General features: G+C 45.4%; 17 protein-coding genes. 1 reads left to right on the forward strand and 16 read right to left on the reverse strand.

Features of this window, described 5'->3' with window-relative positions; translation table 11 throughout:
* Positions 1-98 precede the first annotated feature (98 nt).
* From FB479_RS25475 to FB479_RS25525, 11 genes are all read right to left on the reverse strand, one after another.
* Complete coding sequence (locus FB479_RS25475) at positions 99-998, reverse strand: hypothetical protein (protein WP_142067173.1); 900 nt, start codon at positions 996-998, stop codon at positions 99-101.
* On the reverse strand, positions 986-3,028 hold the full coding sequence (locus tag FB479_RS25480; RefSeq protein WP_142067174.1) for a bifunctional DNA primase/polymerase: 2,043 nt from the start codon (positions 3,026-3,028) through the stop codon (positions 986-988). The genes FB479_RS25475 and FB479_RS25480 overlap by 13 nt, the downstream gene beginning before the upstream one ends.
* A gap of 107 nt (positions 3,029-3,135) precedes the next feature.
* Entirely contained in the window at positions 3,136-3,819 is a 684-nt protein-coding gene (locus tag FB479_RS25485) for a hypothetical protein (protein ID WP_142067175.1), read from the reverse strand.
* Between the two features lie 14 nt (positions 3,820-3,833).
* Entirely contained in the window at positions 3,834-4,088 is a 255-nt protein-coding gene (locus FB479_RS25490) for a hypothetical protein (RefSeq protein WP_142067176.1), read from the reverse strand.
* Between the two features lie 232 nt (positions 4,089-4,320).
* Positions 4,321-4,767, reverse strand: a complete 447-nt coding sequence (locus FB479_RS25495; protein ID WP_142067177.1) for a hypothetical protein — start codon at positions 4,765-4,767, stop codon at positions 4,321-4,323.
* Between the two features lie 118 nt (positions 4,768-4,885).
* The gene (locus FB479_RS25500; RefSeq protein WP_142067178.1) at positions 4,886-5,398 is read right to left on the reverse strand and encodes a hypothetical protein; all 513 of its coding nucleotides are present in this window, start codon (positions 5,396-5,398) and stop codon (positions 4,886-4,888) included.
* A 48-nt stretch (positions 5,399-5,446) separates the two neighbouring features.
* The gene (locus FB479_RS25505; protein WP_142067179.1) at positions 5,447-6,013 is read right to left on the reverse strand and encodes a hypothetical protein; all 567 of its coding nucleotides are present in this window, start codon (positions 6,011-6,013) and stop codon (positions 5,447-5,449) included.
* A gap of 241 nt (positions 6,014-6,254) precedes the next feature.
* Entirely contained in the window at positions 6,255-7,523 is a 1,269-nt protein-coding gene (locus tag FB479_RS25510) for a hypothetical protein (protein ID WP_142067180.1), read from the reverse strand.
* Positions 7,524-7,580: 57 nt separating this feature from the next.
* Positions 7,581-8,060: a 23S rRNA (pseudouridine(1915)-N(3))-methyltransferase RlmH gene (gene rlmH, locus FB479_RS25515; protein ID WP_142067181.1), complete on the reverse strand. Its 480-nt coding sequence runs from the start codon at positions 8,058-8,060 to the stop codon at positions 7,581-7,583.
* Between the two features lie 4 nt (positions 8,061-8,064).
* Positions 8,065-8,307 (reverse strand): CxxH/CxxC protein, encoded by a 243-nt coding sequence (locus tag FB479_RS25520; protein ID WP_142067182.1) that lies wholly within the window; start codon positions 8,305-8,307, stop codon positions 8,065-8,067.
* A 569-nt stretch (positions 8,308-8,876) separates the two neighbouring features.
* Entirely contained in the window at positions 8,877-10,112 is a 1,236-nt protein-coding gene (locus FB479_RS25525) for a S1C family serine protease (protein ID WP_142067183.1), read from the reverse strand.
* A 279-nt stretch (positions 10,113-10,391) separates the two neighbouring features.
* Between FB479_RS25525 and FB479_RS25530 the strand changes: the two genes are divergently transcribed.
* Entirely contained in the window at positions 10,392-10,628 is a 237-nt protein-coding gene (locus FB479_RS25530) for a hypothetical protein (protein WP_106656839.1), read from the forward strand.
* On the opposite strand, the gene FB479_RS25535 is transcribed toward FB479_RS25530, so the two are convergent.
* Genes FB479_RS25535 through yycF form a run of 5 tightly spaced genes read right to left on the reverse strand, consistent with a single transcriptional unit; the run spans position 10,623 to position 16,124 of the window.
* Positions 10,623-11,411: an MBL fold metallo-hydrolase gene (locus tag FB479_RS25535; protein WP_047070261.1), complete on the reverse strand. Its 789-nt coding sequence runs from the start codon at positions 11,409-11,411 to the stop codon at positions 10,623-10,625. The two genes, FB479_RS25530 and FB479_RS25535, sit on opposite strands and share 6 nt — an antisense overlap.
* A gap of 43 nt (positions 11,412-11,454) precedes the next feature.
* Positions 11,455-12,228: a two-component system regulatory protein YycI gene (locus FB479_RS25540; RefSeq protein WP_106656840.1), complete on the reverse strand. Its 774-nt coding sequence runs from the start codon at positions 12,226-12,228 to the stop codon at positions 11,455-11,457.
* Positions 12,215-13,597, reverse strand: coding sequence for a YycH family regulatory protein (locus FB479_RS25545; RefSeq protein ID WP_142067184.1), 1,383 nt, complete (start codon positions 13,595-13,597; stop codon positions 12,215-12,217). The genes FB479_RS25540 and FB479_RS25545 overlap by 14 nt, the downstream gene beginning before the upstream one ends.
* Positions 13,594-15,417: a cell wall metabolism sensor histidine kinase WalK gene (gene walK / locus FB479_RS25550; RefSeq protein ID WP_142067185.1), complete on the reverse strand. Its 1,824-nt coding sequence runs from the start codon at positions 15,415-15,417 to the stop codon at positions 13,594-13,596. Before walK ends, FB479_RS25545 begins: the two co-directional genes overlap by 4 nt.
* The gene (yycF, locus tag FB479_RS25555) at positions 15,414-16,124 is read right to left on the reverse strand and encodes a response regulator YycF (protein WP_142067186.1); all 711 of its coding nucleotides are present in this window, start codon (positions 16,122-16,124) and stop codon (positions 15,414-15,416) included. The genes walK and yycF overlap by 4 nt, the downstream gene beginning before the upstream one ends.
* Positions 16,125-16,197 lie beyond the last annotated feature (73 nt).

A 16,197-nucleotide genomic window follows, 5' to 3' on the forward strand; every position in this document is an offset into this window, starting at 1 on the left:
ATTTATTGGGGGCTTTTGGGGCGGAATCACTCCAACTCCTTGACCTGTATCGAATAGTTGACGCCCCATGATTGCTAGTGCCAAGGGGCATTGCCCCATTATTGGTTGTCGAAGAGTTGCTCCATTTCAGGCGACTGGTGACCGGGAATGGGTCTTTGGCTCCCTCTTTTAACAGTTCGCCTACCTGCTTCATCGCCTCGAATGTGATCAGCCTTGAGCCAAAGCAATCTGGGACGATAATTGTTGCCTACGTTCTTTTTGATTAGTCGGCGTGTTCTCGCTTTTCCGTCCGTTTCCTCTTCCTCTACACGGATAATTCCCTGCTGCTCCAGCTGTTGCCAGAGTGTGCTAGATGTTACAGGGAGATGTTCTCCCTGTCTAGCCAGAAAGCTAGAAACCGTGTTGTAGATCACATCAGGGAGGAAATAGTAGTAGTCTCTGTCGTGCCATCCTACCTGTGTGCTGTTAGACGGAACAATCGAGAGATCATCAGCCCTTGCTTCAGTTGACAGAGTATGGATGGATTTGTTTACAAGTAGTTCAGAGATTACGCTGAGGAAACGGGTACTTGGCATTACACCTTTGACCTGCTCTCCTTGCTGCTGAGAAAGGGTGAGAAACGTTTCCCAACCTTCATCCAACAAGTGTTCTTTCTCTAAAGACCCTATTGCACCAATGCTATGGGCGTACTGAAGTCCGAAATGCAGCCCCAGAAAGAGCCAAGCTGTGGCCTCTGCCAATCTACCGTGTTGTTGACTAGGCAGAGCCAAATTTCTTCTTGAATTGAAAAGTGAGACTACTTCACTATTTGGTACTTCTTCCATAGCTTTTGCCAGCCATGCCAAGTATCCATGCATGGCCTGCCCGAGCAGGCCTGATTGAGACTGTGCCTCGCTTAGTTTTGCTAGATCGATTTCGTTTGGGCGAAGTTCTGTTTTGACATAGCGAGCGTTGCTGGATTGGCCCCCAATTAAGTCTTCTCCCGTTATGAGAGCCATCCCCGGGGAGGGTAATCTCGTCGCAACGAGGTGTCCTGCCGCATTCTTCCTCTGCTGACCCGATCCCCGTAGCTCCGCATCAGTTGTTGAGCAATCTGTTCCATCTTCTTGGCTTCTTGTGGATTACTTGCTGGATGGTAGTCGTCCACCAAGAGAATGGAGTCTTTACACTCGAACGTTCTTTTTTCCAAAGAATTCATTGTATCCTTGAAACTAGCCGGAGGAGTTTTAGTAGAGAAAATACCGAAATGACATAGAAACAAGGCAGCTAGCGATGACTTTCGTGACCCTGTTTCTCCATGTAGCCAGATTATAAAAGCTGGTTCCAGATCCATAGAACGGAGCCACTCGCATAATGGGGCTAGGAAGCTCAGAGCAAACAAAGGCAAAGTAACCTTCTTAGGTGCAGGATCCAACAAACTGAGGCTTGCTTTCATGGCTGCGATTGGATCATCCACTTTTTCAGGCAATTTGTACCTACTAAGTCGATGATCGATTTCCACTTTTACATCACCTACTCCAATACATCCACCCGCATGAAGGTAACACCACTTGTCATTGACTTTCCGCCATCCTAAATGGGTATATACTTTTTCTTCTGTAATATCCTGTGAAAAGGATTGAATGGCATGCCGAACCTGGTCTTTCGCCAATTGGCCAGGCTCAATGTTAGGAGCGAGTCCCCATTGATGAAGCCAAGTCATTCCTGGAAAATCAACAGTTGGTACTAGAATAGGAGAGAGCTTCTGTTGATTTGAGAGTATTACTCCCTCCAATTCGTAGTGCATTTTCCTTTCTTCCCCATCATCCTTGCAAACTTGCTTCGTTGCTCTCGCCAAAAAATTTGCGATCGGTGTGCGTTTTTGAGAGCCATCCTTCTTGAATGAAATCACGCACAAATTGCCATGTTCATCAATTTGGTATTTTGTCTTTTTCGCAATTTCAATCCACTTCTCAACTCCTCGTGAAGTGGATTCCTCTGTTTTTTGTTTGAAGAAAAGGGCAGGGCTGTTTGTAATTTCATTATGTTTATTGGTGCTAATTTTCCCAAAGCAGCGTCTAATCTGAGATTCATCACAACCAAATGTTGAGCAACGTGTTGGTCCGTACGTCTCATTACCCGAACACTTTAATTCTGCTACTCGATTGTAACTGCGCTCATCATGTTTGTTTGATGTTTTAGAGAAAAGTAGAGCATCTTCTGAATGTCCAGCTTTGACAAGCAGTGTAACCCAGAGAAACCACTCTTCTTCAGATAAGCCCGTCTCGTTTTGTGTTTGCAATGCCTGCTGAAACATAGGACACTTATCTGATAAGGTTTGAATGGCGTCAATTTCCACTCGGTCCTGTTGTCCGGTCGATTTATTGGCTGACGTTTGTTTTTTCGTCATCTTCTGAATCAACCATTCAGGTGCTTGGGCACATTCGATGTCCCACAGAGCTCTGCCTTCCACCCATTCGTAGCTACCTCCGTTTTGGTGAATGGAAGGCGGAACAACTGTTTGCTGGCCTTCCCCAAGCAAAGCACACTCTTCGTGATTCTTGCTGCGATCTACCTGAGAATGTTTTGTCAGTGTAATTCCTTCAGGGATAGCAAAAATCAATCTGCGCCCACCGCCTGGAGTCGTAAACTCCCATGTGAGGGGTAAATCACCTTGACTCCAATCATCCAGCGTAAGTTCTCCAAACTCTCCATCTACATCAACAGCGACCAAGCCCGATATGCTGCCTAAAATAAGACCTATGTTTGCTTTAGGCCAGTATCGATGCCATTTTTCTATCTCTTCTAAGGAAGGTACTTCTCGCTGTGACCAACCTTTCAGTAGTGGTGTTTTTCCTGGTTTACTGCAAACGCTGATGTGATGATCGCTCATACCAACATGATCATGAGGGCATAGTGGTATGATGGGAAAGTTTTGTTCGGCATACCAAGTTGCATAGGATTGGAGTGTAGAATTAGAATTATCTGGTTCATAGTTGGTTGTTTTGTTGTTGTTTGAAATGTCATCTTCAAAGATATTTTGATCCATTGTGATCCCTCTCTGTTACATCGTGTAGTTAGGGACAAAGGGGAATGTGCCCCTTTGCCAAAGTCCCATAGATACTTATATATAGACAGATTTTCACAAGCCTTATCCTATACACCCGAATTTGAAAGTGATGCAAGGTAGTAAAACAATCTTTCAGCTTGTATTACATTTGTTCCAGCCCATTCTACGATAATCTCATTTTTCTGGACTTCAACTGAGATAGGCTTCTGCTCCAGTCGTTCGAGGAACTCGAGAATTTGGTTTTTCCAAATTTCTTTAGCATCAGCTGGTAGATCGGCTATGTGCAAACCCCTAAAGGAATCAATTCTTGAACAAATTCTAATTTGCTTCATGTCCTCCAGAAGATTTTCAATTGGGACCGGCCGGATATAGTATGGTTTGCATGGAAATGTAGCCTTCTCATGATGCACTACCAGTTGAAGAATAACTTTTGCTTCAAAGTAGATATCTACAGACAATTTACTCACTATATCTGCAAAGAGATCGATCAGCTCTTTTTCAGAGTGAACCCTAACCTGCCCAGTGAATTCGAAAACTGCTTTTACGCTTTCTTGGTAGTTCTCGGGAATTACAATTGCTTTCGGAACGTGGTTTGTTCGGTAGAAGTAGTTTCGGAACTCTTTTATGCCTTCAGGCGTTGAAAAGCAACCTTCCAAAAGACACTCGAACCCTGTAACTACTAATTCGCCTTGTTTTAGGTTTTCATCAAAAGCTATAAATTCAGCATGTGTTAGTGGAACTGTACTGAGTACCGAGATACTTTGTTTCATTAGTCGACCTTCCCTTAATATTGGAAATTCTCTTTATTTGTTGAGTTCATTGATATTACCGTTTGCGTTAGATATTCATAGAGCTTATCTGCATATGATGCATCCTTGAACTCCCATGAAATATTAATGGCGTCGTCTTGGACTTCAATGGAAGCTGGTTTTTTATCGAGTTTTTGAATATATGAAGAGATATGATTGATCAAGACGGATTGCTCACCGTTTGGGATGTTTGTTATTTTTATGTGAATCATCTTTATTACTGTAGTCATGGGTTTACCCTCCGTTTATCATAATGGTCTAGGGTGACTGGAAGTAACATGGTGTAAATTGGAGTGGTGAGTTGAGTTGCCGCTCACCACTCGCTACTCCTCTAATGAGCATTGATGGAGTCCGATGTTTTCAACTTTCGCCTGGAAAATTTTTTGTCTAATTAGCGAGTTTTGTCAGTTAGGCGGAAAGAATGAAAAGTACCCTCTTTGCCTGAAAGAAAATCTTGAGAAGCTATTCTTCATCGTCACAACTAAAATCATTAACATCCTCGTCTAATTGGTTAATCATAAATTGCAACTGATAATCCTTAACTTCCAGACGTGACAATTGTTCTTTGATATCGGTCCCAAAATGGTCTGTAACCGCTTTTACGTGGTTTAGAGTAATAACAGGCATTCCTTCGTAAGCTTCGCAATGGTAAGTGATTAAGCCATTTTCAATTTCAACATGGTGGAGGGTTAAAGCCCTCTTTATCTTTTCTGTAAGGATTTCACGTTGTAATTCATCCTGTGGGTCCTGGACAAGAATGCGATAGTAGGGCATAAAGTATGCTAACGTGTCTACATACTTCAATCCAAGCCAGAGGTTAAATTTGATCCTGTATTCTTTCACGAAATCTTCGATAAATTTTTCAGCGCCTTCGACACCATATTTATTGATCAGAACAGAAATTTTCATTTGGAAATTACCCCTTTTCTAAACTAATTTATATCCAGAAATGTTTTGCATGGAGTAGTCAGCTCGCTGCTCACCACTCCGATATTAAATGGCAATAAACTCGACTGATATTCTGGCTTTAACTCACTGTTAGGGCTTCCACTTTGTACTCAAAGTCAATGCCAAGTAAATTATTGTGGACGATAGGCAAAAAAATGTGTTTCTTTACATAGTCATCTCCATAGGTAGTAGGGTCAGTCATAACCATCAAACTTACGTCGTCAACCATAAGCAGCTCGTTATGACCAATAAAATGCTTTGCGTTAATCTCGATAGTTTTCTGTTGATCCAGAGTTAAACTTTTTATGTTTATAGGTCGGGTTAGTATCCAACTGGCAACAACCTCCGTTGCAGTCTTTTCAACAGATGTTGCATATTTGATATTTTTTAGAAAACATGCAGTCTTTTGCAGTACTGAATCTTTTAATTCGCCTTCACCGAGCTCACTAAATTTGTAACCGTTGTAACCATTAATCTGAGCAAAAACCTCCACTAGGTATTCACTTTCATTGATAACCACACTTGTTATCTCATTAGCCAGCATATTACCCAGTTTCTCTAATTCAGTTATTTCTTTATTTGCTTTTGGCATTAGGGTACCCACCTTTTTGTAATTTGGTAAAACTTATTTAGACTATCATTAGTCAATAACGACTGAATTTTCTGGAATCCAGAAGGCCAATAGTGAATCCTCGCTCTTACTAAACAGGCGGACAGACAACCACCCTGAACCATCGACCTCGGCACGAACGACATTCACATCATTTCCCCATAAATTAAAGAACACTTCGTTAATCTCTTTTTCTAATGCCAATTGAATTGTATCGAGCAGGGTGAAATCGCCATCAACATAGACATGCTCAGCAACACGTTTAATCGCAAAGTCCAATGCTTGTTCTAACTGGATTACATTTTCAGCCAAACAATAAATAATCGGAAGTTCACACGTTATTTCATGGACAGTAGTGTCAGCATTAATAGTTGCCACAGGATGATGGCAAATTGTTACAGATTTAACTCTAAACTTGCCCACCCTACCAATAACGGTTTTCGTAACACACTCGATCTGATGGTCGACATAAGTAAGTACAGGGAGAGTCTCCATTTTCCAACTCGTGGATACGCGAGGGTTGCCATCGAGCATTTCGTATGTGCGTTGCTCTACTTTACATTGAACCTTGATGGTAAATTTAACTTGTTTTTTCATAATAGATCCTCCTAAAATGGTTGCCGTTCCTTTTGTATTTGCCTATTTCGTCTGCATGTGCCCCGGGTTTCACTTGAAACTTAATAGGCGTTTTTTCTTCGACGATACTTTGATTAGTTGTCCGTGAATAACTTACAAGTATTATCATAAAGGTAATCACTTTCGGGTTTTTATATCGTCCAACATGTTTTTCTGAGTTGGACAATATACAAAAGAGAAGGCACATAATGTACCTTCCCTCTCATTTTTCCGTGTTGGATTTCAAATTCGGAGCAACCAGTTGCGCAAAGAAAGAACTTGAAGCACGATCATATTTCTTTGAATGCTCTTTTACTCGTGCACAGAAGTTTAGATAATCTTGTTGCATTGCCCTTATAATCTCAGGATCACCCTGCAAAAATTCATCCTCTTGTTCAAGCTGCTCTAGCTCTTCCTTACAGTAACTAATCGTATCAAGTAGCTCTTGCCGACGTTTTTCCTTTGCCGCTCTTCTTTCCTGGTCTAGTTCTTCTCTGGAAAATTGAACTTTACTTTCTAGTATGCGAGCGATATTTGATTCAGCGGTTAGTTCACGATATTTGCAACGCTTGATACTGTTTATTATATTGGACAAATGTTCTTTATGTTCTTCAGGTATGTTTATCAGTTGTTCGTACATCAGATCATACCATTGCCTGTCATCCTCTGGGCTATATTTACCTTGAGATTCATTGGGACTAAAAACAGCCACTATTTCTTGACTTTTTTTATGATCCTTTGATGATGTACTAATAATTTTAGCTTTAAGCAAAAAATTGAGAAGTTCGTTTAAGTCGCTTACTTTTTGATATTGACTCAAATAGTCTTCTTCTTGAAATAGTTGCTTAATAAGTTCTTTACTTTGTCCACTTTGTTTTGACTTTAGATACATATCTTTAAAAATATTCTCATTTTCGTTCTTATACTGCCTCTTTGCTAAATTGAGCATATAATTATTTGTAAATGCATTATAAATCCATTCGTCTAATTGTTTATAAATTGCGACCATTAGATCAGGTCGCTCTTGTTGTGTAATTATTTGCATAGCACTAATAAATTCAGCTAGTTTCTGGGCGATGTCGGATAATACATACCGTTCTTTTAAGGTATTCTGATATGCTAGATGAGTTTTAATTTCGTGTTGGATATAATCTGGGATCTCCTCTATATTATTAAGCAATTGACTGTAATAATCGGTAATTTCGTCCAACACTATGTTTTCTACTTGTCGGTTACGTTGAAAAAATGGATGTTTATCATTATCTTTAAACAAAGCCTTAAAGACAGGGTACCATTCCCATTTAAACTGAAATTCTGTATTAGGATTACTTGGGTCTGTCTTGAATGGATTTTCTGTAGACACATCATATCCGTACATCTCGCAAAAACGAGCAAACTTAGTATGAAAACTGCTTCTACTTTTTTGATTAACCTCTTGTAAATACTCCTTCAGTGTAACATCAGCTGACCTGTCTTTATTACCTTTAGCCAAGAATTTCACCCCAAAAATTAGTGCATTTTTCTTTGTAATTCACAAAAAAATTATCCGTCACTTGTGATACGGTTCCCCCCGACTAATCCGAAACGCCCGATAAACCTGCTCAAGCAGTATTAACCTCACCAACTGATGCGGAAACGTCATCTTCGAAAACGACAGCAACGCATCCGCCCGCTTCAACACCTGATCGGACAACCCCAACGACCCGCCAATCACAAACGCCACCTGACTGCGTCCATGCAAAGCCAGCTTGTCCATCTCCGCAGACAGCTTCTCCGACGACCACATTTGCCCATCAATCGCCAGCGCAATTACATACTGATCCTGCTTGATCTGCGCTAGGATACGCTCGCCTTCCTTGCGCTTCACCTGCTCCATCTCCGCCGCACTCATCTCTTCCGGCGCCTTTTCATCATTGACCTCGATCACTTGCAGCTTGCAGTAAGCAGACAGGCGCTTGCTGTATTCATCAATGCCCTCACGCAAATACTTCTCCTTCAGCTTCCCTACCGTAATAATCGAAATTTGCATGATCCTACATTCCCTTCTCTTTCAAAAGCGCAATCTGCCCAGGCTCTCCACATTCCCGACAACGCTTGTCTACTCCATCACCCTCAATCGCCTGTACCGCATACGTATCCGGCGCCGCCTCAAAATCGTTTACGTAATCATCCAACTCCTGCTCCAAATGCTCCATGCAAGCAAACCGCACCGGATACTCCGCCAACAGCTCAACTTCCTTACCTTCTATTTGAATGCTCTTCATCTTCATGTCCATATCAAATACCTCTTTTCCGTTCAATAATGTCGCTTCCTATTCTACCCCAGAACAGCAACAAAACAAATGAATCCACCAAAAAGACATCGATGAGTTTCCAAGCATAATCCTCTGTATTTTATAGCTTTTGTTTTTTAACCTTCGACGGACATTGAAAGCTGTAGAGAGAAAAAAGAAGAAAAAAGCGAAAGTCTTTGGGATACCAACCGAAGCGCAATGGAAAAAAAGAAACCTGCCTTTAGCGTCCACCTCTGAGATACTGCGCAGCTGCGCGACTTTGGACGCGGGTTTCTTTTTTTACATGGAGCTGGGCAGAACCGCCTCCCGGCAGGTATCCCAAGAACTTGAGCGTTTTCTTCTTTTTTCTCTCCCCCACCGAAAGCTCGATCGACCAACAAAAAAAGAGAGCGCCGTATCAGCTCGGCGCTCTTAAGAAGGGATCTATTTAAAAATAGATAGAGGGGGGAACTTCAGATACTGCATATATGCAAACGGGACAAAATGCATCCCGGAATTGCCCGTCAAAGTTTGTTTCCTTCACATGCCTCCCACAAAATGGTCAGTACCTCTTACTGCTGTGGCGGAGCGGTCAGCTTCACTTTGGCAGTCTTCTGGATACCGTCACGATAGTACGTAACGTCCATCGTATCGCCCGGCTTTTTGCTCATCGTCAAATACTTGCGCAGCTGAGCGCTGTTGGAAATGTCCTTGTTGTCCAGCTTGACGATGACATCGAATTGTCTCAAGCCTGCTTCACCCGCAGGAGAGAATTTGCCTACCTCTGTTTGCACGACGACGCCGGCTTTCACACTGTCAGGCAGATTCAAGGTTTCTTTCCATTCGTAGCGCGGCACATTGGCCAAGTCGAGTGGCTGCACACCGAGGTAAGAACGCTCTAGCGTGCCTTTTTCCATCAGCTGGTCCACGATCACTTTGACATCATTGATCGGGAGGGCAAAACCTAACCCTTCGACCCCTGCTTTGGAAATTTTCAAGGTGTTAATCCCGATGACCTGACCCTCGATGTTTACGAGAGCACCACCGCTGTTACCAGGGTTGATCGCTGCGTCTGTTTGAATGACATCCAGCTCCCAGTCATCCTGACCATCTTCGTTAAAGTCCATTGGCATGGAGCGTTCCTTGGAACTGATGATACCTTGTGTGACGGTCCGGGAGAACTGCATACCCAGCGGGTTCCCGATAGCAATGGCTGGTTCGCCCACCTGCAAGGTAGAAGAATCACCAAACTCAGCAACGTCCGTAACCTTGGAGGCGTCGATTTCCAGTACGGCCAGATCGTTGTAACCATCGGCACCGACCACTTTCGCCGGTACTTTTTCACCTGTTGGCAGGGCGACCTCCAGCTTTTGCGCCTTATCGATTACGTGGTAGTTGGTAACGATGTAGGCTTTTCCGCCCTTTTTCTCAAAGATGACACCAGAGCCTTGGCCCTGCTCGACATCCATCGTATTCTGCATCCAACTGCTTCTGCGCTGACCGATGTTGATGACACCAACGATCGCATTTTCTACTTGTTTCACCGCTTCTACTGTACCCGATCCTACACTTACAGATACTGGCTTAGCAAACAGGCTAGAAGCGGAGGACTTGCTGTTGCTTAGCGCATTTTCTGTTCCAGGCTCAACCATATTAATATATCCCGCATTGGAGAGAGTCGGCAGCGTGAGCAGGACGACCATCCCCCCAATTACCGCGGACGTTACAGACGTCACGACCATACGTCCAATGTTAGAACCGCGTTGTTTTTTTCGCTCCACGTGAGTTAAATCATCATAAAAACCCATGATTCATACTCTCCTTTCTAACTTCTACCATTACTAGCTTTGCAGGTTTTTCATGCTCGTATACACAATGACATGCACCGTAATTGGTTTGCATGATGAATTCGTTGATGTCTGTTTCCTTTTGACACCCTTAGTATACGACCCGCTTTCGGCAAAATGGCGTGAGAATTATGGAAAGGTTGTGGAATAGAAAAAAGCTCCCGGAATATTTCTCCGAGAGCACGGATATGATAGATTAAAAGCTTTTCCTGACAAACCAAATAGAAAGGATTGATAGACTTGAAAGAAGTCCACCTCATCGCCAAGCTGGCCGACCTACAGGAAGTAGACTACCACAATACGCTTGTCCTGCATGCCCTTATCGAGCTGCTAGTTGCCAAAGGACTGCTGACACATGACGAGCTGACTGCCAAAGTGAATGAGCTCGATACACAATTGACCTTTCAACTCGATACGTACTCTAAGCTCACAGAGCGCATCGCCAGTCGTCAAGCAGGGATCAAACCAATCTTATAGCTCTTCCAGCTTGGTAGGTCGATCCGGGTACGTATCGCGCAGATGCACATCGTCACCAACAGACAGCCCCCGCTCCTCCAAGATGTTTTTGACCGTCAGTCGAGCCAAATCAATCATGTTGTTTTCCTTACTCAAGTGGGCGAGGTATACGCGTTCTGCTCCACCTGTCAAACAATCGAGCAAAGCATCGCCCGCCGCTTCATTGGACAAGTGCCCGACATCACTCAAGATACGTCGCTTGATGCTCCATGGATACTGGGACATGCGCAGCAGCTCAACGTCATGATTGGACTCGAACACATACGCATCTGCTCCACGGATCGTCTCCTTGATCCGATCGCTGACATACCCCAGGTCAGTCGCGACACTGAGCTTTTTCTTGCCGTGATAAAAACAGAAGCCCATCGGCTCGGCGGCATCATGCGAGATTCCGAATGACTCGATGCCCAAGTCCTCCAACTCTTTCTTTTCCCCCACAGAAAAGAAGCGTCGCTGATCTTCTTTGATCGTCCCGATTTGCCCATCCAGCTCCGACCATGTCTTTTCATTGGCGTAAATCGGCAATCCATATCGCCGCGCCATGACGCCGACTCCTTTAATATGGTCGACGTGCTCATGGGTGACGAGAATGGCACTCAGCTCCGCTGGATTGACGCCAATGGTCTCCAGTGCCGCTTCTGCCTGCTTTCCTGTAATGCCTACATCGATCAATACAGAAATACGGTCTGTTGCCACGTAAATGGCGTTGCCCGTACTCCCGCTTGCCAACACACTAAATCTCACCGAACATCCCTCTTCCCGTATCTTTCCCAGGCTGTCTATCTATTCAACGCTGCGTTACCATCGGACGCTCCAGCGCTCCTGTAATCGCGTTGACAAAATGCCATTTGCCATCGTGAACCACGCGCCATACAGGCACCAGCGTCTGAATATCCGCATCGTAAGAACCGTAATAACCCAGGCTCACATTCTCAATCCGTTCCCCTGGTGAAATGATTTGCTTGTCCACCAGAGAGCGTAGTGCCGCATAACCAGAGATCACCTGTCGTTCCCCCTGCTGCTTGCGAAGGTGGAAAAAGGTCTGCCTGTAGCCCAGTATTGTTCCGTTGTCCAAATACATTTCCAACGGCGCGACGAATACTGGCATTTTATCATAGACCTGCCAATACAAGAGCCGCGCTTGATTTGATTGATACGGATCGGCTACGTATTGATCGGAATAAATCAGCCTCGGCCCAATTTGACGCAAGAGCTCCTGAGGATTCAGTTGACCACGAATCTGCATCGGTGGGTCCAGCTTGGCAGCCAGTGCCATCTTTTCTACCGTCGCCTGAAGTCCTGATATCTCATGCAAGGAAATCGGATTAATTCCGATATACTCCGCATCCAAATTGGACATTTCCGGTGTATCCTGCGGCACTTCTGTATCCAATGTGATATTTTGCTGATTCAAGTACAGCTCTGTATTCCATTTCTCGCTCTGCGCGACTTCCTTGTCATTCCACAGGCTAATGCGCGTCACGTACACCTGATACAGGAGAAACAAATCGAGGAGTAGAAAGGCCCAGATCAGAATCGTCTTCGTCCTACTCCAATCCATGCGCCTTCCCTCCTCCCTGATTGGTGTGCGCAGAAATATACAGGTTCGCCTGATTCGCCAATTCCACAACCCAGATTGGCATCAGGTCCACGTATCCTTCACCTACTTTGGTCTGGTAAGCCAAATAAGCATTGGTGATTTTTTCTGTGTCCGCCAGCTTTTTGTCGCGGATATATTGATACAGCTCCGGGCCAGACATAACCGTCCACTCTTTGTTATCGATATACTTGTCCAAATCCAGCAGCGAACGACTCATCGTCACAACCTGACCTGCTTCTGAGGTAATTTGGATCGTATCGATTTGCTTGTCCTCCCCTACACTGATCAAGGGATACGCCCCCAAGTACTGGCGGAACGTGATCAAGTCTTTTTCATTGTAGCTCTTCTTGATTCGTTCAAAATGGTAGTCATCAAGCCAGCCCAAGTGCTTATTCATGAAGGTAACGGCACTCTGCACTTTTTCTTCATCAGACAGCTCCTGATCCCGCTGTTGATACGCCGGATCAGTAAACGTGAACGCCTGCTGCTCCGATCTTAATTGAATCGATCTGCTGCCATCTGTAAAAATAACCGTTTTGTCCCGCTCCATGATTTGTCTGACGAGCGATTGATCGATAAAGTAGGACTCGATCAGTCTATCGTTCGTAACAGGTACATAGCTGTAACGGAATTGCTGCATGCGCATCTGATTCTTGGGCAAATAATAGGTGTTCCATATCGGTACAGGCCCTTCCATATCTACGAAACTTCGCTCTGGTTTGACGATTTTCATGATTTGCTCAGGCATTAAATCACCAGAAGCCAAATACGATTCTCGCAAATCCTTAGGGCTGATTGACGTTCGAGAACGCATCATTCGACCTTCCTCAGTCGACAAAAATAACGCGTAGACGACATCCTCGTCCTTCTCGTAGTACAACCACAATCGGTCAATCCCTTTCATTCGGTTGTCAAACTCATCCCGAAAGGTTACCAGCCGACCTACAATTGACAAGGGAACCGTGCTCCGAAAGCGCACTTCCAAACCCATCTTTTCCCGGGCAATATCTTCCCATTTCTCATTGGAGATGGTGAGCGGAGAAAAATCGAGGAAGATCCATTTCGACATTTCTCGCACGATCAAACTGTAAGGAGCATCGGTTGCGGATGCTTTCGTATGGCGATCTTCCCCATAGTGAAAAACAACGGATTCCGGCGTAACGAGCTGTTCGAGTTGTTTTTCCTGAACGGGCTTTGACTGCGTATACTCTGCCGGCTCAATAAATTGAAGGTTGGGTTGATTTGACCACAACATCGCTGTCAAAACAAAGCTGGCTAGCACTAGCAGATTGAGTAAGACGGTCTTGGCAGGCTCTAGCATCCGCTTCATCCCGTTTTTCCTCCTTGGGCAAATGGCACCCAGAACGTGACTGTCGTTCCTACGTTCCATTCGCTCGTAATCTCGATATCTGCACCGTGTGCCTGTACTAATTCGCGGGCAATCGCCAATCCCAGGCCTGTTCCACCCTGACCACGCGAACGCGCCTTATCTACGCGGTAGAAGCGCTCAAAGATTCGCTTCAAATCGCGGCTGGGAATCCCGATTCCTGTGTCGGTAATGGAGATTTGGACCCGCTTTTGCTTGTGGTTCTCTTTTGCCATGAGAACCACGGTGCCTCCTTGAGGCGTATACTTGATCGCATTGGACAAAAGATTATCCAATACTTGATTGATCGCATCCAAATCAATATAAACCGGCGGAAGCTTGCTCGGCATATCCAGGCTGAGCTGAACCTCCTGCTGCTCACTGAACATGGAAAAACGATCGGCAGCATAGCGAAGCAATCGATTGATGTCCGCTTCCTTGCAATGCAGACGAACCCCCTGCGAATCAAAACGTGATAGCTGCAACAAATCGTTTACCAAGCGAATCATGCGCTCTGTCTCCGACGAAGTAACCTTCAAGAACCGTTGGGACAGCTCTGGCTCTTCCACTGCGCCATCCAGCAGCGCTTCCACATAGCTTTTAATAGTCGTCAACGGTGTCCGCAGCTCATGCGACACGTTCGCCACGAATTCGCGGCGCTGCTGCTCCAGTCGCTGCTGCTCTGTCACATCTGCTACGACAGCGATGATCCCACCCATTTTTTTGCTATCGTGCTGCAAGGGCGTAAACGTCACACGCAGGATCACTTCTTCCTTATTGGGCAGCGTCATCTCAATGATAAGCGGTTCTTCCTGCGCATAGAGCGACATCTCATCCTCTGGCGGCAGACCCAATAGATCGTACAAGGTACGTCTCTTGAGAAGGACGTCAGCCATCGTCACCTGCAACATATCTTCTGCCGCCCGATTAAACAGGATGATCTGTCCATTGCGGTTAGCGGCAATGACACCATCCGTCATGTTGCTCAAGATTCCCGCGAGCTTCTCACGCTCTTCCTCTTGCTGCAAGATGGCTTCCTGCAAACGCAAGGTCATATGATTAAAGGCCATACCGAGCTGGCCTATTTCATCATCGCTATAGACACGTACACTACTGTTAAAATCCCCATCTGCCACCAATCGTGCCTGACGGGTCATCTCCTTCACAGGCTTGGTGATGGTGCGGGCCAACACGACCCCGAGCACCGCCGTAATGACCATTGCGATCATCGTACCTGTCCCCAAGATGCCGTTCATTTTACCAATCGTCGCATAAGTGCCTTCCATCGAAGCGATCATGTAGACCGCACCGTATACGATCTGATCGCCCTTAACAGGTAGTGCCAATACTTTCACCCGCGCCCCCGTCTTCGGGTCGATCCGCATCGATTCACTGCGCGTCCCGAGCAGGGCAACCGTCACTTCAGGCTGCGAGGTCCGCTGTCCAATTGTACTTTTGTCCTCCGTCGTCGCAACCACCGTTCTTGTCTGATCGATGACCTGCACATTCGCTCCATTGATTTTTACCAGGTTGTTGATCAGGTTATCGATGTCCAGGCGGTTTTGTTCGGCGTTTGATTCCTTCCCGTCATGCGGACGCAAATCGCTTTCCAGCAAACTCGCTAACAAACTGGCTTGTCCATTCAAGGCCTCGGAAAAGTTGTTGATGTAGTAGCTCTCGACTTCCCGAGCAAAATAGGCGCTAATAAATTGCATCGCAAGCAAAATCAACAGCATGTAAATGATGACCATTTTCCACTGAACGGTTTTGAACAGCCGCCTCATCCAGGCTGGCCTCCCATGCCGGGATTGCGTAATGTATAGCCCAAACCACGCCGCGTGATAATGTACTTCGGCTGGCTTGGATCATCCTCGATTTTTTCCCGCAAACGACGGATGGTCACATCTACCGTCCGCACATCGCCAAAATAGTCAAATCCCCAGACCGACTGCAGGAGATGCTCTCGCGTCAATACTTGGCCCTGATGGCGAGCGAGGTACACCAGCAGTTCAAACTCACGGTGCGTCAGCTCTAATGCTTCTCCCACCTTTTCGACGGTATACGAGTTCAAATCGATTTCCAGCTCATACACACGCAGTACATGCTGGCTATCCTTCTCTTCCACTTTCGGGCGGTTACGGCGCAAATGGGCCTTTACGCGGGCTACCAGCTCACGCGTACTAAATGGCTTCGTCACGTAATCGTCCGCGCCCAATTCCAGCCCGAGTACTTTATCCAATTCAGAGTCTTTGGCAGTCAGCATGATGATCGGAACATCATACGTTTGACGAACGGTTCGGCATACGTCCATTCCGTCTCTGCCTGGAAGCATAACATCCAATAAAATCAGATCCGGTCGTTCATCCTTGACCACGACAAGTGCCTCATCACCATCGTAGGCGCATACGACCTGATATCCTTCTTTTTCAAACGTGAATTTCAAAATATCTGCAATCGGTTTTTCATCGTCAACTACGAGGAGTTTTGCCATCCTGCGCCCTCCTTTTTCTAAAAGTACGTGTTCCAACAGTCGCCTGTTTCCTCTTAAACTGCCTCTTCAAGGA

This window comes from Brevibacillus sp. AG162, assembly GCF_006715575.1.
GTDB lineage: Bacteria > Bacillota > Bacilli > Brevibacillales > Brevibacillaceae > Brevibacillus > Brevibacillus brevis.